The sequence below is a fragment of the Sphingomonas sp. PP-CC-1A-547 genome (genome assembly GCF_003610375.1).
In the GTDB taxonomy this organism is placed as follows: Bacteria; Pseudomonadota; Alphaproteobacteria; order Sphingomonadales; family Sphingomonadaceae; genus Sphingomonas.
In genome coordinates, this window is record NZ_RAPZ01000010.1 from 145,108 (window position 1) to 163,844 (window position 18,737).

General features: G+C 66.2%; 16 protein-coding genes and 2 tRNA genes. 10 read left to right on the top strand and 8 right to left on the bottom strand.

Going from position 1 to position 18,737, the window contains the following annotated elements:
- Positions 1 to 49 precede the first annotated feature (49 nt).
- Both C8J39_RS01365 and C8J39_RS01370 read left to right on the top strand, forming a co-directional pair.
- Positions 50 to 316, top strand: coding sequence for a hypothetical protein (locus C8J39_RS01365; RefSeq protein WP_031393308.1), 267 nt, complete (start codon positions 50 to 52; stop codon positions 314 to 316).
- A 136-nt stretch (positions 317 to 452) separates the two neighbouring features.
- Positions 453 to 528 (top strand) — tRNA-Ile (locus tag C8J39_RS01370).
- A gap of 119 nt (positions 529 to 647) precedes the next feature.
- Here C8J39_RS01370 and C8J39_RS01375 read toward each other — a convergent pair.
- The 6 genes from C8J39_RS01375 to C8J39_RS01400 form a co-directional block, all read right to left on the bottom strand.
- Positions 648 to 1,691: a rod shape-determining protein gene (locus C8J39_RS01375; protein WP_056490679.1), complete on the bottom strand. Its 1,044-nt coding sequence runs from the start codon at positions 1,689 to 1,691 to the stop codon at positions 648 to 650.
- Between the two features lie 264 nt (positions 1,692 to 1,955).
- Positions 1,956 to 3,734, bottom strand: a complete 1,779-nt coding sequence (locus C8J39_RS01380) for a DUF885 domain-containing protein (protein WP_120299655.1) — start codon at positions 3,732 to 3,734, stop codon at positions 1,956 to 1,958.
- 16 nt (positions 3,735 to 3,750) lie between these two features.
- A complete protein-coding gene (locus C8J39_RS01385; protein ID WP_259457487.1) occupies positions 3,751 to 5,865 on the bottom strand; it encodes a prolyl oligopeptidase family protein in 2,115 nt (704 codons plus the stop codon).
- Between the two features lie 68 nt (positions 5,866 to 5,933).
- The gene (locus tag C8J39_RS01390; RefSeq protein ID WP_120299657.1) at positions 5,934 to 6,920 is read right to left on the bottom strand and encodes a DUF2891 domain-containing protein; all 987 of its coding nucleotides are present in this window, start codon (positions 6,918 to 6,920) and stop codon (positions 5,934 to 5,936) included.
- A 29-nt stretch (positions 6,921 to 6,949) separates the two neighbouring features.
- Positions 6,950 to 7,375, bottom strand: a complete 426-nt coding sequence (locus C8J39_RS01395; protein ID WP_243649678.1) for an SgcJ/EcaC family oxidoreductase — start codon at positions 7,373 to 7,375, stop codon at positions 6,950 to 6,952.
- A complete protein-coding gene (locus C8J39_RS01400) occupies positions 7,372 to 9,045 on the bottom strand; it encodes an EAL domain-containing response regulator (RefSeq protein ID WP_243649679.1) in 1,674 nt (557 codons plus the stop codon). The genes C8J39_RS01395 and C8J39_RS01400 overlap by 4 nt, the downstream gene beginning before the upstream one ends.
- A gap of 124 nt (positions 9,046 to 9,169) precedes the next feature.
- Here C8J39_RS01400 and moaA point away from each other — a divergent pair, with 124 nt between their 5' ends.
- The 6 genes from moaA to C8J39_RS01430 all read left to right on the top strand — a co-directional run bounded on the left by moaA (position 9,170) and on the right by C8J39_RS01430 (position 14,843).
- Positions 9,170 to 10,183 (top strand): GTP 3',8-cyclase MoaA, encoded by a 1,014-nt coding sequence (gene moaA / locus C8J39_RS01405; RefSeq protein ID WP_120299013.1) that lies wholly within the window; start codon positions 9,170 to 9,172, stop codon positions 10,181 to 10,183.
- Positions 10,180 to 10,959, top strand: a complete 780-nt coding sequence (locus tag C8J39_RS01410) for an NAD kinase (RefSeq protein WP_120299014.1) — start codon at positions 10,180 to 10,182, stop codon at positions 10,957 to 10,959. Before moaA ends, C8J39_RS01410 begins: the two co-directional genes overlap by 4 nt.
- Positions 10,960 to 11,047: 88 nt before the next feature.
- Positions 11,048 to 11,122: transfer RNA gene (locus C8J39_RS01415), tRNA-Asn, on the top strand.
- Positions 11,123 to 11,442: 320 nt separating this feature from the next.
- Positions 11,443 to 11,694: a hypothetical protein gene (locus C8J39_RS01420; protein ID WP_243649680.1), complete on the top strand. Its 252-nt coding sequence runs from the start codon at positions 11,443 to 11,445 to the stop codon at positions 11,692 to 11,694.
- 237 nt (positions 11,695 to 11,931) lie between these two features.
- Positions 11,932 to 13,410, top strand: a complete 1,479-nt coding sequence (locus C8J39_RS01425) for a UxaA family hydrolase (RefSeq protein ID WP_120299016.1) — start codon at positions 11,932 to 11,934, stop codon at positions 13,408 to 13,410.
- On the top strand, positions 13,407 to 14,843 hold the full coding sequence (locus tag C8J39_RS01430) for a mannitol dehydrogenase family protein (protein ID WP_120299017.1): 1,437 nt from the start codon (positions 13,407 to 13,409) through the stop codon (positions 14,841 to 14,843). Before C8J39_RS01425 ends, C8J39_RS01430 begins: the two co-directional genes overlap by 4 nt.
- On the opposite strand, the gene C8J39_RS01435 is transcribed toward C8J39_RS01430, so the two are convergent.
- Positions 14,840 to 15,682 (bottom strand): amidohydrolase, encoded by an 843-nt coding sequence (locus C8J39_RS01435; protein ID WP_120299018.1) that lies wholly within the window; start codon positions 15,680 to 15,682, stop codon positions 14,840 to 14,842. The two genes, C8J39_RS01430 and C8J39_RS01435, sit on opposite strands and share 4 nt — an antisense overlap.
- 102 nt (positions 15,683 to 15,784) lie before the next feature.
- Complete coding sequence (locus tag C8J39_RS01440; RefSeq protein ID WP_120299019.1) at positions 15,785 to 16,612, bottom strand: response regulator; 828 nt, start codon at positions 16,610 to 16,612, stop codon at positions 15,785 to 15,787.
- Between the two features lie 130 nt (positions 16,613 to 16,742).
- On the opposite strand from C8J39_RS01440, the gene C8J39_RS01445 reads away from it, so the two are divergent.
- The gene (locus tag C8J39_RS01445) at positions 16,743 to 17,570 is read left to right on the top strand and encodes a KilA-N domain-containing protein (RefSeq protein WP_147420647.1); all 828 of its coding nucleotides are present in this window, start codon (positions 16,743 to 16,745) and stop codon (positions 17,568 to 17,570) included.
- On the top strand, positions 17,567 to 18,667 hold the full coding sequence (locus C8J39_RS01450) for a glycosyltransferase (protein ID WP_120299021.1): 1,101 nt from the start codon (positions 17,567 to 17,569) through the stop codon (positions 18,665 to 18,667). The genes C8J39_RS01445 and C8J39_RS01450 overlap by 4 nt, the downstream gene beginning before the upstream one ends.
- Positions 18,668 to 18,737 lie beyond the last annotated feature (70 nt).

An 18,737-nucleotide genomic window follows, 5' to 3' on the forward strand; every position in this document is an offset into this window, starting at 1 on the left:
GACGGCAATCGGGTCGGCCGCGAGTGAAACTATGCTTGGGAGCATTCGAATGAAGAAGATCGTTCTGATCGCTGCTGCCGCCGGCCTGATGTCCGTCGCAGCCTGCAGCAAGTCGCCAGAAGCCGCCGCAGTTGAGAACAACGCGGACATGCTGGCTGACAACATGGAAATGCAGGCTGACAACATGGACGCCATGGCGGACAACACCTCGAACGCAGTCGCTACCGACGTGCTCGAGAACGCTGCTGACAACATGAACGCAGCTGCCGACAACGTCCGTGACGCTGCCGACGAGAAGACCGACAACATGAACTAAAACCCTGTCGGGCGTTCGCGCTCGATAGAGTATTAGTGTCGGAAAGGGCGTTCCTTCGGGAGCGCCCTTTTTCTTTGCCGTTTTGCTTGTGCGCCCTTTTGCGGGCCGATCGCTTGCGCTAACGCAGGCGCCGGTGGGGCCTGTAGCTCAACGGTTAGAGCTGGCCGCTCATAACGGCTAGGTTGCGGGTTCGATTCCTGCCGGGCCCACCAACCCCTTGCCCTGTTATCGAGCCAAGCGCTTGAAAAACCGATGTCGGGTTCGAGTGCTTCACGACGTGCAGTGCATGCCGACGTTGCCGAAACCGCAGAGCGCCGGTTAGTCCGGTACATCAGATTTCCGTCATCACGCCCTGATAGACAGGCTCTTCCATCGCGCGGCCCGCACCGATCGCGACGCAGGTCAGCGCGTTCTCGGCGACCGTGACGGGCAGCCCCGTCGCGTCCGACAATACTTCGTCGATCCGCGCGAGCAGCGATCCGCCGCCCGTCATGACGATGCCCTGATCGCAGATGTCGGCAGCCAGTTCCGGCTCGGTCTTCTCCAGCGCGGTCAGCACGGTTTCGACGATCTGGCCGATCAAATCCGCCAACGACGCCGCGATATCCGCCTGCGTCACCTCGATCTCGCGTGGCACCCCTGCACGCAGGTCGCGTCCCTTGACGCGCATGACCTCGCCGATCCCATCCTCCGGCATCCGTGCCATGCCTACCGCCAGCTTGACGCGCTCTGCGGTCGCTTCGCCGATCATGAGATTGTGCTTGCGACGAATCATCGAACTGATCGCTTCGTCCATCTTGTCGCCGCCGACCCGCGCCGACGTGCTGTAGGCAAGCCCTCGCAGCGACAGCACCGCCACTTCGGTCGTGCCACCGCCGATGTCGACGACCATCGCCCCGACCGGTTCGGTCACCGGCAGTCCGGCACCGATCGCCGCCGCCATCGGCTCTTCGATCAGATACACCTTGCGCGCGCCGGCGTTGGACGCCGCCTGGCGTATCGCGCGACGCTCGACCAGGGTCGCGCCGGACGGGATGCAGATCGCGATCTCGGGATGGCGTGGCAGTCGGCTGGGCCCGCCATGCGCCTTTTCGATGAAGAACTTGATCATCTGCTCGGCGACGTCGAGGTCGGCGATCACGCCGTCGCGCATCGGCCGGATGGTCTCGATCCCGTCGGGCGTCTTGCCCATCATCAATTTCGCTTCGGCACCCACCGCGCGCACCTGCTGGACGCCATTCCGCGTTTCAATCGCCACCACGGACGGTTCGTTCAGGACGATGCCCTGACCGCGCAGATAGACGACGGTGTTCACCGTTCCGAGATCGATCGCCATGTCGTTCGACGGGCGGCTGAACAGGCGAGGAAGACGCATGGGCTGTGACAATCTGAAAGCGTGCGCCCGTTACCGTGGCCACTGTATGAAACCATATGCTGTCGGCGTCGTGCGATCCGCGTCAATCGCTCTGCGCCCGGACGGGCGAACCCAACGACGATCACGACGGCATTCTCGATACGGCATCCCGAAAAGGGTCGGGGTAAGATCCGACGCCGTACTGCGCTGGCAAGACATGCCCTCGCCCCCCGTGCCGATGAACGGATCGACCACGGGATATGCGTTACGCGCACCCGCCTGCCATCATCCGATCGGCAGGTCGAACAGCAGTTCGCGGACGTAGCGCACTGGCGGCGAACCATGCGCGAGCAACGCGTCGTTGTAGCGCTTGAGATCGAACGCCGCGCCCTGCCGCTTCCTGGCCTCTTCCCGCAACGCCATGTGCTCCGAATAGCCGGTGAAATAGCTCAGCAACTGCGTCGAGCCGAGCGAGGCGCGGACCCATTTGCCCGCCGCCTCACGCTCCTGCTGGAACGCGGTGTGCGTCATCAGCTGCATCGCCTGTTCGCGCGTCATGCCCTCGGTGTGGATGCCGATGTCGAGCAGCGAGTTCGAGATCGACCGCAGCCGCATCTTGAGCACGGTGAGCTTGAACAGCGGATCGCCATTCAGATAGCCCTCGTCCGCCATCATGCCCTCGGCATAGACCGCCCAGCCCTCGACGAACGGCCCCGAGCCGAGCACCGCGCGCAACGTCGACTGAGTCGCGTTGGCGTGCGCGAGCTGGAGATAATGCCCCGGCATCGCCTCGTGCACCGCGAGGTCGTGGATCATGTAGTCGTTATATTCGCTGAGGAACGAGGTCGCCTGCGCCTCGGTCCAGTCGTCGGGGATCGGCGAGACGGCGAAGAACGTGCCGAGGTTCTTTTCCAGCGGGCCGGGGGAATCGCAGTACGCGACCGCGACGCCCTGCTGGAACTTGGGCATCGTGATGATCTTCACCGGGCTGTCGGGCATGCCGACCAACCCCTTGTCGCGGACGAAGGCGGTCGCCTGCGCCAGTGCCTTGGTCGAGGCGTCGATCATGCCATCGCGTGCCGGACGCTTGGCGTAGGTGAGTTCGAGCGCGAGCTGGATCGCGGCCTGTTGCTGCGCTTCGGACGGCTTGTCGGGAAGCAGCAGCGCGCCCTTCTTGGCGCCAAATATCTGGCGTGCGATCGCGTACATCTGCGTGCGCGTGTCGACGATCGCAGCCTGCGCGCGGCGCTTGATCTCGGCCCGGGTGAGGTCGGATTGAAGCGCGAAGCCGAGCTTCTTGTCGTAGAGCGCCGCGCCAAGGCGGAAGTCGCCCTTCGCGCCGGGGACGAGCGTCTTGTCGAGCCAGACCTGATGCTCGGCAACCGCCGCCTTCAATGTCACGAGCGCGGCATCGAACCGCTTGGCGTCCGCTGCGGACAATTCGCTCTTGTGCGGCGCGAGCATGCTCTCGGCGATGTCGACGATGCCGCTGTTCTGCTTCGCCACGGTCGTCGCGTAGATCGACGGCACGCGCGCCACCACGATGTTGGCGCGCGCCTGCGCCAGCAACGCGGGGAGCGCCGCCATCCGCGCGGTCGCCGCGTTCAGCCGCTGCGGCCACGGCGCGAAGTCCCGCGCGGCGAGCGAATAGAGCGAGCTGCCGGCGATGTCGTTATAGACCTGCGGATCCCACGCCCACCCGCCGAGCGTCTCGGTATCCCAGATGTCATAGCGAAGCGCATTGTCGAGCAGCGCCGCGTCGACCTGCTCCTCGCGCGACAGGGCCTTGCGGTCGATCCGCTGGAGATCGGCGAGCATCGCCTTCGAGAATGCCTCACGCCTGGCACGCCCTGCGGCGGACATGTCGGTGACCTGCGTGTCGAAGCGGTGATCGCCGAGCGATGTCGCCGACGACGGATTGAGGCGGGCAAGGCCGTCGACATAGCGCTTCGACAGCGACGCGAACGCGCTCGTTTCGGCTTGCGCGGCTAGCACGGGCGCCGGGATCGACCAAACGGGCAGCGCCAGCATCGCGGCGCCGAGCAACAGACGGAAATTACGCATCATGGATTCCTGACGATCAGCGTTGTGGCGCGAGTTGCGCGTTCAGATAGACGGTGACGAGCGCGGCGCGCTTGGCGTCCTCGATCTTGTCGGCGCCGGCCGCGTGGCCGCCTTCCGGGTTCTCGTAATAGAAGAACGGGTCGCCATAGGCCTCAAGCCGCGCGGCGAATTTGCGCGCGTGGCCGGGGTGGACACGGTCGTCTTCGGTCGAGGTGTAGATGAACGGCGTCGGGTATTGCACGCCGCGCTTCAAATTCTGGTAGGGCGAATATTTCGAGATGAACGCCCAGTCCGCGGGCTTGTCCGGGTCGCCATATTCGCCGATCCACGATGCGCCCGCCGACAGATGCGAATAGCGCTGCATGTCGAGCAGCGGCGATCCCATCACGATTGCGCCGTAGAGATCGGGACGTTGCTCCATCGCGACGCCAACGAGGAGGCCGCCGTTCGACCGCCCCGAGACGGCGATCTTGCGTTTTGCACTGACACCGGTCCGGACAAGATCGTCGCCGACCGCGTGGAGATCGTCATACGCCTTTTGCCGGTTCTCGCGCAGCGGCATCTGGTGCCAGCGCGGCCCGTATTCGCCGCCACCGCGGATGTTGGCGAGCACGAACGCGTTGCCCTCCTCGACCCAGAACAGCCCCGCAGGCCCCGAGCGATAGGGCTGGTCGACGAGGTAGGTCGGTGTCTGCGCGTTGCGGAACCCGCCGTATGCGTGGACCAGCGCGGGCACCGGCCCCGTCGTGCCTTTCTTCCGCACCAGGAAATACGGGATCTTCGTGCCATCCTTCGACGTCGCGAACCGCTGTTCGACCTGCATTGCGGAGGCATCGAACCGCGCTGGCAGCGTGTCGACGGTGACCGGCTTGGCATTGGGGCGGACGGCATAGAGCGCAGGAGGGCTGAGGAAGCTCTCGACAACCGCGAAGGCGACGTCGTCCTTGCCTGCGGTCGCCTCGAGGTGGATCGTCGATGCGGTCGGCAGCGTCGCGACGCCTTGCGTCCAGATGCCGTCCGCGCCGCGCGTCAGCGATACGAGCCGGCCTGATACGTCGTCGAGCATTTTCACCCACAGCACCGACTTGCTCGAATCGACCTGCTCCACCGCCTGCGTCGCGGTCGGTACCAGCACGCGCTCGATTGTCGGCGTGCGGCCCGCCAGCACGTCGGCGACGCTGTACGCCACGACCGACCCGCTCGGGATCCCCCTCCAGTCGGACGCCAGCGTCGCGATCAACCGGCCATCGAGGACGGCGTTGATCTCGGCATCGTCGGGCAACGGCGACGGCACCAGCCGGCCATTCTCGGCGATATGACTGCGCTTCGAATGAAAGAAATCGACGTTGCGGGAGACTAGCGCATAGCGGCGATCGCCATCGGAGAAGACGTTGGTCTCGATCCCGACATCGTCCGGGGTCGCGCTCGTGACGGTCGTTGCCGAGGCAAGCGGCGTGCCGCGCTGCCACCGCTTCACGGTGCGCGGATAGCCTGATTTTGTAAGGCTGCCAGCGCCGAAATCGGTCGCGACGTACAGCGCGTCCGGCCCGGCCCAGTTCAGCCCGGTCTTGAAGCTCGGCACGACGAAGCCGTCGGTCACGAACTTGCCCGTCGGGATGTCGAACTCGCGCTCCTCGACCGCATCGCCGCCGCCGTTCGACAGTGCCACCATGCAGCGGTCATAGGACGGCGAGCGGCACGTCGCGCCCTTCCACACCCAGCTCTTGCCGTCCGCCTTGCCGAGCGCATCGACGTCGATCAGCGTCCGCCACACCGGCTTGCCGCTGGTGAACGACGCGAGCGAGGCGACCCGCCACAGGCCGCGCACGTTCGTCTTGTCCTGCCACAGGTTCAGCACCTGATCGCCGAGGATCTGGTCGGGCGTCGCGATCTGGCGATCCGCCTGCAACAGGTCGAGCGCGCGCTGGCGGTAGCGCGCATAGCCGGGCTTGGCTTCGAGCGTGGCGAGCGACTGCGTGTTCCACCGCTTCACCGTATCGAGCGCACGCGCGCCGTGGATGTCCTCGAGATACGCGTTCGGATCGGCGGCGGGCGGCGGAGCCGACGTCTGGGCCAGCGCGGTCGTGGAAAGGGCCAGCAAGGCCAGGAACGGCAGGCGTCTTTGCATCATCACTCTCTTTCGTTCGATTATGCGACCTTAGGCAGCGTGGTCCGCTACGCCAGCCCCTTCTCTTCAGATCATTCAGCCTCGAGCGCGAGCAGCGCGAACGTCGCCAGCCAATGCTCGCCCATGTAGTCGTCCGCGAGATGCGGGAGCGCCTCTGCCAAATGCGCGTCGGCGATCGCGCGCGTGTCGGCAGGATCGGGCAGCGCGTCGGCGATCGTCCGCCAGCACCACGCGCGCGACAGGTTCACGCCGTCGAGATGCGCGAGGCGGCCGTCGGACCGGTCGCTGACGATCGCGGGAGAACGCAGGCACGCCGTCGCGGGGCCGAACGGATCGGGCAGGAACGCCGCCAACCACGGTGCGAACTCCACGCCGAGCACGTCCTTCATCAACGCCGCCTCGCAGAGCGTCGCCGACAGAAAATCCTCCCCGCTCGGCTCGAACGGGCGGCAGTCGCGATCGTCGCCGTACCATTCCCGCGCGCGCGTCTCGATCAGTGCGGCGAGCGACGCCTCGTGCGTCCGCGCCCAGCAAAGCGCATGGACCAAGGCGAACGCGGTGCAGTCATGCTTCCCGCTCCGCACCGGGTAGATCAGCTTCGGCAGATACGCCGCAAACCGCACCGCAAACGCGCGTGCCAACGGCTCGACCGCCGCCGCCCAGGGCCGATCTGGCCGCCGCGCCAACTCGTCATGCAGCGCCAACAGCCATCCCCAGCCATAAGGCCGCTCGAACCCGCCCGTACCCGGTCGATTGAGATACGCCACCTCGCCCGCGATTAGCGCGGGCACCAGCATCCGGTCCGCCAACGCCTCGACCGCAGCCGCCTCCGCCATGTCCGGATACAGCCTCGCGAGGCGCATCACCTGCCACCAGCCATGCACGCAGCTATGCCAGTCGAAACTGCCGTGAAACACCGGATGCAGCGTCTTCGGCAATGCCAGGTCACCGGGCCCGTCGAGCACCTGGTCGAGCTTGTACGGCCATTCGCGGGTTAGATGCCCGAGCGTCAGCCCGGCAAATCGCGCCGCGGTCGCGCGGTCGAGCCGCTGTGTCATCGTGTCATCCCACATCGTTCGTCGGACATTCAGCTGCTGTGATCCGAAATGATCTTCCACGCGCCGCCACGCCGTTCGAACACCAAAGTCGTCATGCCCGATTCGCTGGTCGACGCCCCGGTCAGCGTCCACCGTGCGAACAGCATCGCATGCGCCGGATCCAGAGCGCGCATCTCCAGGAACGCGAACGACAGCTTGCCGCGCGCATTGCCCGTGCCGCTGAAGCTGGACCGGTATTTGTCCGCAATCGCCGGTTTGCCGCGGAGCAGCCCCTTCGGCGTCACGAACACCGCGTCGTCCGCATAAATGTCCATGAACCGCGCGAGATCGCCCGCGCTCCAGCCCGCCGCGCTCGCTTCCATCCCCTTGCGGATCGCGATTTCGGCGGGCGTCTGCGCGATCGCGGGCGCCGCGATCGCCACGATCGCGAGGGATAGCATCAGGGTACGCATCATTCTCTCGCCATCAGTTCGAGCAACGCCGCCTCGCCCACCGGCTCGGACAGCAGGAAGCCTTGGTACAGGCTGCATCCACCCGCGGCGAGCAATTCGAGCTGCGACGGCCGTTCGACCCCCTCGGCGATCACCGCGAGCCCCAGCGAACGCGCCATGGTGATCGCGCCGGCGACCACCACGCGGTCGCGCGCGCTGCCGTCGATATCGCGGACCAGCGACTTGTCGATCTTGACGTAATCGAGCGGCAGCGACTTCAGATAGGCGAGGCTCGAATAGCCCGTGCCGAAATCGTCGATCGCCACCCGGCACCCTGCCCCACGCAGTTCCGCAAGCAACGCCGACGCCGCCGCCAGATCCTCGATCAACCCCGTCTCGGTAATCTCGACCGTCAGCCGCCCGCGCGGGAAGCCGCTCTCGTCGATACGCGCGAGGAACAGCGCGGCAAACCCCGGCCGGGTGATGTCAGCCGCCGTCAGGTTCAGCGACACGCGCAACGTTCCCAACACCGCCGGCCACGCGACCGCACGCGCCAGCACCAACCGCTGAATATGGTCGGAGAGCGCGATGCCCAGATCGGCACGATCGGCGGCATCGAACAGCGTATCCGCGCCCAGCGGCCCCAGCGCCCGGTGGTTCCAGCGCGCCAACGCCTCGACCCCCGTGATCTTGCCGCTCGCGATCTCGACTTGCGGCTGCCAACGCAAGTCGATCTCGTCGCGCTCGATCGCATGGTGCAGGTCGATCGCCAGCGCGTCGATCGGGGCGACGCCGTCGGGCAGCGCGACGTGCAGCACCGATCCGTCGCTCGCCTTCGCTTCCGCCAGCGCCTCGCTCGCGCGGCGCAGCAACGCCGCCGCATCGTCGCCCGGCTGGCGCTGCGCCACGCCGAAGCGACAACCGAGCACGGCGCGCGTATCGGCCACCGCGAACGGCCTCGCGAGCGCCGCATCCAGCGCGGTGATCGCCGCCGTCACCGCGGCCCCGGCCGCCTCGATCACCAGCACGAACTCCGACCCGCCGAGCCGCGCGACCATCGCATCCACGCCGATCGCCTGGCGCGCGACCGTCTCCGCGCGCAACACGGCCGCTTCGATCAGGCCATCCACCGCGGGACGGCCATGCGCCGCATTGACGATGTCGAGGCGCGACAGCGCGACCAGCACCACCGCCACCGGCCGCTCCTCCGCGATACGGCTGACGATCCAGCGCCGCGCTTCGCCGGTCTCCCTGTCATAGTGCGATGCGCCCGGTATGCCGCGCCGATCGATCGCGCCGCCGGATGCGCGGGCGGCGTGGCGCCCCGCGAACCGCAGCGCCTGGACGAGTTCGCCTTCGCTGGCCGGACTAGCCAGGAATTGCGTCGCGCCCGCATCGAAGAACTCGCCGATCGCCTCGACATCGCCGCGCGATACCAGCACCAGCAAGGCCGCACCGTTGGTGGCGACCAACCCGCCCAGCCTGCGCGTCGCCGAAAGTCCGTCGTCGAGCGCACCGCGCGCATCGATCAACGCGACTGCTGCGCCGCTTGCCAGGAACCGGCTCTCCAACCCTTCGGCATCGCCCACGACCGCCGCCTGCCACCCCGCACCGGCCCCTGCGCTTGCCAAAATCTCCGCGATTTCATCACGTTGACGGAACGATACCGCGAACAGCGTCGTTGCGATCTGCATGTCTTCCATATCCGTCGCACCTCGCTCGATCGGTGCGAGCCTAGCCGCCGTATCGCCGCGCGCCAATCCAATACCAGCCGATCCGGCCTTGTTAGTGGGACAGTCAGGTCTTAGCTCGGAGGAGATGACCATCGCGCCCACCCTCGAGCAAAAGCCGCTGCGCGATACGCATGGTCGCACGATCAAGTATCTGCGGATTTCGGTGACCGATCGCTGCGACCTGCGCTGTCGCTACTGCATGTCCGAAAAGATGACGTTCCTGCCGCGCAGCAAGCTGCTGAGCCTCGAAGAGATCGCGATCATCGCCGAGCGCTTCATCGCGCGCGGCGTGACGAAGATTCGCTTGTCTGGCGGCGAGCCGCTCGTCCGCCGCGACGTCGCCGAACTCGTCCAGCGTCTCGGTCACAACATCGGCTCGGGCCTGGAAGAGCTGACGATGACCACCAACGGCACGCGCCTCGCGCAGCATGCCGAGGCGATGGTCGATGCCGGCATCCGCCGCGTCAACGTCAGCATGGACAGCCGCGATCCCGAGCGCTTCCGCTACATCACCCGCCACGGCGACGTGTCGCAGGTGATCAGCGGGATCTACGCCGCACGCGACGCGGGGCTCGCGATCAAGATCAACATGGTCGCGCTGAAGGGCTTCAACGAGGACGAGATCGCATCGATGCTCGCCTGGTGTCGCGACGAGGGCTTCGACCTGTCGCTGATCGAGACGATGCCGCTCGGCGCGATCGACGAGGACCGTACCGACCGCTTCCTGCCGCTGACCAAGGTGTTCGAAGAGCTGAGCGAGCAGTTCACGCTCGCCCGCGACGCGCACAAGACCGGTGGCCCGGCGCGCTACTGGAACGTCGACGGTTCGCGCACGCGGCTCGGACTGATCTCGCCGCTGACCGCCAATTTCTGCGATGGCTGCAACCGGGTGCGCCTGACCACCGAGGGCAAGCTGTACATGTGCCTCGGTCACGACGACCAGGTCGACCTGAAGGCGGCCCTGCGCGAAGGCGGGACCGCAGGTCTCGACGAAGCGATCGACGCTGGTCTGTTCGCCAAGCCCAAGGCGCATGACTTCCGCATCGGCCAAGGTGAAGGCCCCGCGGTCGCCCGCCACATGAGCGTCACCGGCGGATGAGCCTATACGAGCGGCGGGCGCTGGTCGCGTCCAACACCCCGCCTGCTCGTGCCGCCGAAGCGGAGCTCGCGGATATGGGCGAGTGGGTGCCGGTTGAGGACGCGGACGTCATCATCGCGCTCGGCGGCGACGGGTTCATGCTCCAGACGCTGCACACGATGCTGGAGCGCCGCAAGCCGCCCGTCCCCGTGTTCGGCATGAACCTCGGCACCGTCGGGTTCCTGATGAACGAATGGCGCCACCACGGCCTCACCGACCGGCTGGAGCGCGCGAAACCATTCAAGGTCATCCCGCTCAGCATGACCGCGATCGGCGTCGATGGCCGCACCCACACGCTGCCCGCGATCAACGAAGTCTCGTTCCTGCGCGAGACCCGCCAGACCGCCAATCTCGAAGTGACGGTGAACGACCGCGTCGTCCTCGCCGAACTTGCCTGCGACGGCATCCTCGTCGCGACGCCGGCCGGCTCGACCGCGTACAACCTCTCCGCGCATGGCCCGATCCTGCCGCTCGGCTCCGGCATGGTCGCATTGACCCCGATCAGCCCGTTCCGCCCCCGGCGCTGGCGTGGCGCCATCCTGCCCGACAAGGCACGCATCCGCATCCGCGTGCTCGACCCCGGCAAGCGCCCCGTCTCCGCAGTCGCCGACCAGCGCGAGATCCGCGACGTCGCGCAGGTCGACATCTGCATGGACCGCGCCCGCGAACTCACGCTGCTGTTCGATCCGGAGCACGCGCTCGACGACCGCATCACCATGGAACAGTTCGTCGCCTGAACGCGGTTTATCGCCGACTTTGCATTTTTGCGGCGAAACCCGCTTGCATCGTCCGACCGGCCGTTTATAGAGCCGCCTCCGGCAACGTTCCCTGATAGCTCAGCGGTAGAGCTCTCGACTGTTAATCGAGTGGCCGTAGGTTCGAATCCTACTCAGGGAGCCATTTTCCAGCCGGACAATTCCTCGCTTCTTCGCGAGATGCCGGTAGGCCGGAACTCCCTTTGCAAATGTGCTCGGCCAGTTGCAGTCGTTCTTTCGACGGCGTCTGACCTGCCGCTCCCCCCAGGTGTCTAAAAGTCCAATCTCAAAGCCAATCCCGGGCGAGACACGTTCGCGATGGGCGGGATTTGACGGGTATCCGGGCAAATTCTTAGATTCTACCGACACTTAGGCCTTACGAACATTCTTTGATTTATGAAACTTATTTCATGTTAAGATACTTTGTGGTTTAGGATGAAGTCTTACTCAAACAGTGGAGATTTCATGTTTCTTAAGTCACTTACCACGGCATCGGCTGGCCTCATGCTGCTCGCCGCACCGGTTGCAGCGAACGCAGCTTCGGCCAACCCGGCATCCAGCCTCTCGACGATCAAGTCGGCACGCGCCGGCACGCCGACCGTCAAGAAGTCCAAGGTCGCCGACGGTGGTTTCATCATCATCGCTCTTGCCGCCGTTGCGGTCGGTGGTGGTCTGTATCTCGCGATCGACGATGGCGACGATTCCGACAGCAACTAATCTGTTGGACCGGTGTCACGCACCGGTCCAATCGACCTGGGCTTGGACGATGCCACGTCAAAACGTGTACTTGAGTGCTGCTGGTGCTCGAAATGCGCTGAACTACCAATAATCTCCGCGGAGTTACCGCGCATCCTGCCCAAACTGATGATGCTCCCAGATAGCTTTATTCGTGCGTCGCGCGCCGTTTTGATACTATGCGGTCCTGCACGCGGAAAACGGGGAGGAGGGTTCGGAATGGTCGATGCAGTGATAGTCCGCGCAGGCGACAGCGTCGCGACGCTGCTGCGCGACGGCGAAATCGGCGACCGGATCGATACCGGCGACGCCCTGCTCACCCTGACGCAGGCCGTTCCGCGCGGCCACAAGATCGCACTCGACGCGATCGCACCCGGGGCGGACGTGACGAAATACGGCTATTCGATCGGGCGGGCGACGGACACCATCGCACCGGGCGATCATGTCCACAGTCAGAACCTGTCGACCGGATTGGCCGGCACGCTCGATTACGGTTTCGCCCCAACGGACGAGCCGGTCGCGACATCCCCCCGCCATGCGACCTTTCGCGGTTTCGTTCGGCCCGACGGTCGGGTCGGCACGCGCAACGAGATCTGGATACTCCCCACCGTCGGCTGCGTAGCGCGGACCGCCGAGCGGATCGCCACCAGGGCCGGAGTGACCTTGGCCGGCAAGATCGACGGCGTCCACGCGTTCAGCCACCCGCACGGCTGTTCGCAACTCGGCTACGATCTCGACGGCACGCGCCAGATCCTCGCGAGCCTCGCCTGCCATCCCAATGCCGGCGGCGTACTGATCGTCGGGCTGGGCTGCGAGGAGAACCAGATCAATGCGCTGGTCGAGGCGATTCCCGCATGGCGACGCCCGGCGATCCGCACGCTGACGGCGCAGCTGAGCGTCGACGAGGTCGAGGAAGGCATCGCTCTGGTCGAGGAACTGGCGACGTTGGCGGCCTGCGAACGGCAGGAGGTTGGGCTCGATCGGCTCGTGCTCGGCGTGAAGTGCGGCGGGTCCGACGGCTTGTCGGGGCTGACCGCCAACCCGCTGGTGGGCCGGATGAGCGACGAGGTCGTCGGCGCCGGCGGCCGCGTGGTGTTCACCGAAATCCCCGAGATGTTCGGCGCGGAACAGGCGCTGATGAACCGCGCCGCCGACGTTTCGGTGTTCGACGCGATCGTCGGCGTCGTGAACGGCTTCAAGCAATATTTCATCGATCACGGCGAACCGGTGTCGGAGAACCCCTCCCCCGGCAACGTCGTCGGCGGAATCACGACGCTGGAGGAAAAGTCGCTGGGCGCGGTGCAGAAAGCCGGCCGCTCGCCGATCGTCGACGTCATCGGCTATGGCGCGCAGGCACGGACCGACGGGCTGACGATGCTGGAGGCGCCCGGCAACGATGCGGTATCCTCGACCGCCCTCGCCGCCGCCGGCGCGACCGTGATCCTGTTCACGACCGGACGCGGTACCCCGCTCGGGTTTCCCGTACCGACGATCAAGATCGCGTCGAACACTGACCTTGCCCAGCGCAAGCCAGGCTGGATCGATTTCGACGCCGGACAGGTCCTCGACCAGGGATTTGCCTCGGCCGAAACGGCGTTGCTCGACTGCATCGCCGCGATCGCATCGGGCCGCGAGACCGCCGCCGAGCGCAATGGCGAACGCGAGATCGCGATCTGGAAACGTGGAGTAACGCTTTGACCCGACTGACCCATGCGACGCTCGACCAGCTTGCAGCGACGATCGAGAGCCCGCGAGGCCGCCCCCTTCCCTCGATCGGCATCGTCCATTTCGGGCCGGGCGCATTCCACCGCGCGCATCAGGCGGCGTATATCGACGCGCTGCTGGACCATGATCCGCGCTGGGGCATCGCCGCAGTCTCGATGCGCAGCAAGCGGACGGTCGCAGCACTTGCCGAGCAGGACGGGCTCTACACGCTCGCGATCCGCGACGCCGAATCGTCGAACCGCGTGATCGGTGCGCATCGCCGGTTCCTCGGGCCCGACGACGCGACCGAAACGCACGCACTGCTCGCCGATCCCGCGGTCCGGCTGGTGACGTCGACCGTGACCGAGAAGGGCTATTGCCTCGCCGCCGACGGCACACTCGACCTGTCGCATGCCGATATCGTCCATGATCTTGCGGGGACCGACACGCCGCGCAGCCTGGTCGGATGGCTGGTCGCTGGCCTTGCCGCGCGTCGGACTGAGCGGATCGCGCCGTTCGTGCCGATGCCGTGCGACAATCTTGCCAGCAACGGCGCCAAGCTCCACGCCGCCCTGGTCGCCTTCGCCCGCGTGGGCGACACGGACCTGGCGGACTGGATCGCCGGCGAAGTGCGGGTGCCGTCGACGATGGTCGATTCGATCACGCCCGCGTCCGACGTTGCGCTCTACGATGACGTAGCCGAAGCGATCGGTCTCGAAGACCTCGCCGCCGTCCAACGCGAATCCTTCGTGCAGTGGGTGATCGAGGACATCGGCACGCCGCTCGGTCCCGATCTCGCGTCGGTCGGCGCCACGATCACAACCGATGTCGCCAGCTACGAGAAGGCGAAGCTGCGAATTCTCAACGGCGCGCATTCGACGCTCGCTTATGTCGGCCTGCTCCGCGGCGCGGCGAGCGTGGCGGACGCGATGAACGATGCGGCGCTCGCCGGGTTCGTCGACGCGATGATCCGCGACGACATCATGCCGATGCTGCCCAGCACCCCCGGCCTCGACCTGGATGCCTACCGCGCTGCCGTGCTCCAGCGGTTCCGCAACCCGGTCATCGTCCACCGGCTCGACCAGATCGCGCAGGACGGTTCGCAGAAGCTTCCTTACCGTTTGGGCGATACGCTCGTCGCCAACCGCCGTGTTGGTCGCATGCCCACCGGCGTCGTCACCGCGCTCGGCGCGTGGGTAGCGTTCCTGATGCACCGCACCTGCAACAATACCCCGATCGTCGATCCAGCCGGCGATCGCCTGGCGGACGCGGGACGCGACGGAACGCCGGCCGAGGTCGTAGCGCGCCTTATCGAGGCCGGACTGGGCTTCCCACCCGAACTCCGCGACGACGCAGCCGCCCGGTCCGCGATCGCTGATGCGGCGGAACGGATCAGCCGCGGCGACTGGTCGGGTGTGAACCTCTAGACCCCATAGGCCGCCCGGGCATTGCCGCCGAAGATCGCGTCCCGCGCCTCCGGGCAAGCGCGCGTGACGAACCCGTCGATCAGGTCGACGACCTGGCGATACTCGGCGGCAAGGCGGCAGACCGGCCAGTCGGAGCCGAAGATCAGGCGGTCAGGGCCGAAGCACGCAAGCAGGTGATCGAGATACCGCGCGATCTGGTCCGCCGTCCACGTCGCGTGATCCGCCTCCGTGACGAGCCCGGAAATCTTGCAATAGAGCGACGGCACCTGCGCCATGTCGGCGATCGCATCCGCCCAAGGCTGCCAACCACCGTGCGCGATGTCGGGCTTCGCACCATGATCAAGGATCAGCTGCGGCGCCGTCGAACGCCCCGCCGCAACCAGATCGCAGAAGCGACGGACATGGATCGCCTGGCGGGGTTTGACGAGAATGTCGTAGCTGAAACCGCGCTCGACCGTCGCCCGGACCCCGCGGACGAAGTCGGGCATCAGCAGGAAATCGTCGTCCGGCTCGTCCTGGACGATATGCCGAAAGCCAACGAGTTTGGAAGATCCCGACCGGGTCTCCAGCCGCTCGGCAATGTCGTCGGCCCGCAAATCGATCCAGCCGACCACACCCATGATCCGCGGATGCGCAGCCGCGAGCTCCAGCAGCCACTTGGTCTCGGCGTCGCTCTGTCTCGCCTGCACCGCGATACAACCATCGATCGCAGCGCCGTCCAGCAATGGCATTAGATCGGCAGGCGAAAAGTCGCGAGCGAGCACGCTGTCGGTATCGATCCAGTCGAATGCAGACGGCGAATAGGACCAGAAATGCTGGTGCGCGTCGATACGAGTCACGCGGCGATCCGCGGATGGACGGTCGGCTGTGTCTGCATCCGAAGAACGTACCGCGTGCACGCCAGCGCAGCAATCGGATCGACGTGTCGCTTTGACCGAACGCTACTTCGCGACGACCGCCGGCATGAAGATATAGCCGTTGCCGCGGACCGTCCGGATGATCTCCGTCGGATCGAACGCCAGCAGTTTCCGCCGCAACCGGCTGATATTGACGTCGATCGTGCGCCCACGTGCCATGCTTTCGGTCCGTCCCGAGCGGGCGATCATCGCGTCGCGCGAATGTACCACCTGCGGCTCCGATACGAATGCGACGAGCAGCTGATACTCGCCGTCGGTCAGTCGGATAGGCGTCCTGTCCGGTGCGTGGAGCACGCGCATCCGACAGTCGAGCGTCCACCCGGCGAACGCGAAAATATCGATCGCGCCCAAGTGCGCGCCCGCCACGACTGGGGGACTGTCCGGCACCGCTCCACCCATCCCCCGACGCCGCAACACCGAGCGGATCCGCGCCAGGATCTCGCGCGGGCTGGACGGCTTCGTCACGTAATCGTCGGCCCCCACTTCGAGCGCCACCACCCGGTCGATCTCGCCGCCGAGCGCGGAGAACATGATCACCCCGGGTGCGCCGGCGCCTTGCGGGAGCGTCCGCAGGATCGACAGCCCGTCCTCGCCCGGCATCATCATGTCCAGCACGATCAGGTCGCAAGGCGATCGCCCCAAACGGGTCCGCAGTGCCGCCCCGCTCTCGACGGCCTCCGCCTGAAGTCCATGATCGACCAGGAACTCGGTGAGCAGATCGCGCAAGCCCGGATCGTCGTCGACGATGACGATCCGGGCGCCTTCGGGTTGCGTGGTCTCGCTGGTAGCGGATGCATTCCCACCGGGAACGTACGAAGCAGGGCCAGGCAAGCCGTGATGGTTCGCGATCATGGCGGCCGCATGGACCCGGCGTTTGTCCGGTATGTTTCCGGATACCACCGCGATCGTCGAAGCGGTTCCCCGTCACGCTACGAGGTGGGATGGTTGTATGAAAGGCGAGTCGGCGCTAGCGGCATTCCCCATGTCGACGCCCGCCAAACCGCACGTTAAACCCTTGAACTGGCTCCAGCCTTTGGATGGCCTGCGGATCCTCAAGCGGGGCGACGTGCCAATCACGCGAGTCCAGGTTTACGGCCAGCGATGCAGCGGTACCAATCTCGTCACGCGCGCGATCGAGGCTAACATGCCGAGCGTGACGATCACCGAGGATTTCGGCTTCAAGCACTGGTTCGTGCCCCCGCAGACGTTGTTCGTGAAGGATACGCTGGTGCTGGTGGTCGCGCGCGACGCGTTCGACTGGACCCGTAGCCTTCACCGCCAGCCTTGGCACGCGCACCCGGACCTCAAGGCGGAGCCGTTCGACGTGTTCATCCGCAGCCAGTGGCATAGCTATTGGGACGATCATTTCGGTCCCATTGAGCCGGGGCATCCGATGCAGGGCGACGAGATGCTGCACGAGCGCGATCCGGAAACCGGCGAACGCTTCGCCAATTGCATCGCCAAGCGCACCGCGAAGCTGCGCCACTGGGCGTCGTTGACCAACCGGACGCACAACGTCGCGTTGCTGGGCTATGATGCGTTCGCGCGAGCGCCGTCGGCGTTCGTCGAGGCGTTGTCCGAGGCGACCGGGATCCCACGGCGCGAAGAATATGTGCCGATCACCAGCTACAAGGGGCAAGGCTATGCGCCCTATGTTCCGACGGCTTATCCCGAACTCGCCCCTGCTGATGCCGAACATATCGCCGCGTGGCTCGATCCCGAGGTCGAGGCTGCGTTCGGACTGAGCGCGAACTATGCTGATCGATATCAATCGCCTTCGGAGTCCGGATCGGTACAACGTTCGGCATGACCAAGCCGATCACGTTCTTCATCCATCACCAGGGTCGCGGCCATGCCAATCGCGCGATGGCGATCATCCGCGAGTTGCCGTCCGAGCGCGCGGTGACGATCCTGACCGCCAAGCCGTCGCTGTTCGACGGGTTCGAGCGGCCGATCACGATTGCCGCGCTGCCCGACATGATCGGTGCGCCGGTGCCGACGCCGGGACTGTTCGCGCAAGCGACGCCCGAGGTGATGCACTGCGTCCCGCTCGGCGTCGCGAAGACTCGCGCGACGATGCGGACGATCATCGTCCATCTCGACGACGTCGATCCGGCGCTGTTCGTGGTCGACGTCTCCGCCGAGATCGCGCTGCTGGCGCGGATCGCAAGCGTGCCCGCGATCAGCATCCGGATGCACGGCGACCGGCTCGATCCGGGTCATCTGGGCGCCTACCAGGCAAGCGTGGGCCTGCTCGCACCGTTCGGCGAGGCACTCGAACAGGCGGACACGCCGGACTGGGTCCGCGCCAACACGTGCTACGCAGGCGGCCTTTGCACGACCGTGGATCCCGTTCCGACCAAGGAAGAAGCGCGCGCCAAGCTCGGCCTCGATCCAACCAAGGAAATAATCGTCGTCCTTACCGGTGGCGGCGGCGCGGGCACGCCCTACGCGCCGCTGACGATGGCGGCGCGCGCGGTGCCGGATGCGTTGTGGCTGGTGCTCGGGCCGGTCCACCGCGAGGGGCATGAGACCGACTTCGGCAATCTCGTCGAGCTCGGCTGGGTCCCCGGCGTCACCGACCACATCGCCGCCGCCGACGTCGTCATCGCATCAGCTGGCGACAACACTGTGCACGAGATCGCACGCGTCGGTCGGCCTTATGTCTGCGCGCCCGAATGGCGGTATTTCGGCGAACAGACCCGCAAGGCGGAGCGTCTTGCGGAGCTTGGCGCCGCGGTCGCGCTGCCGTCATGGCCGGGGGCGCTGGCACCGTGGCGGGGGATACTCGACGCCGCGAAGGCGCTCGATCCTGTCGCGCTCGCCGACCTGTACGATGCGGATGCGGCCAAGGTCGCCGCGGACTATCTGGAAGGACTGGCGGTCTCGCTTTGGGCCGCAGGTTAGAATCGTGCCCTGTCGATCCTCCCCCGCCAGGGGGAGGTGGCTGGCACTTGCCAGACGGAGGGGGAGGTAA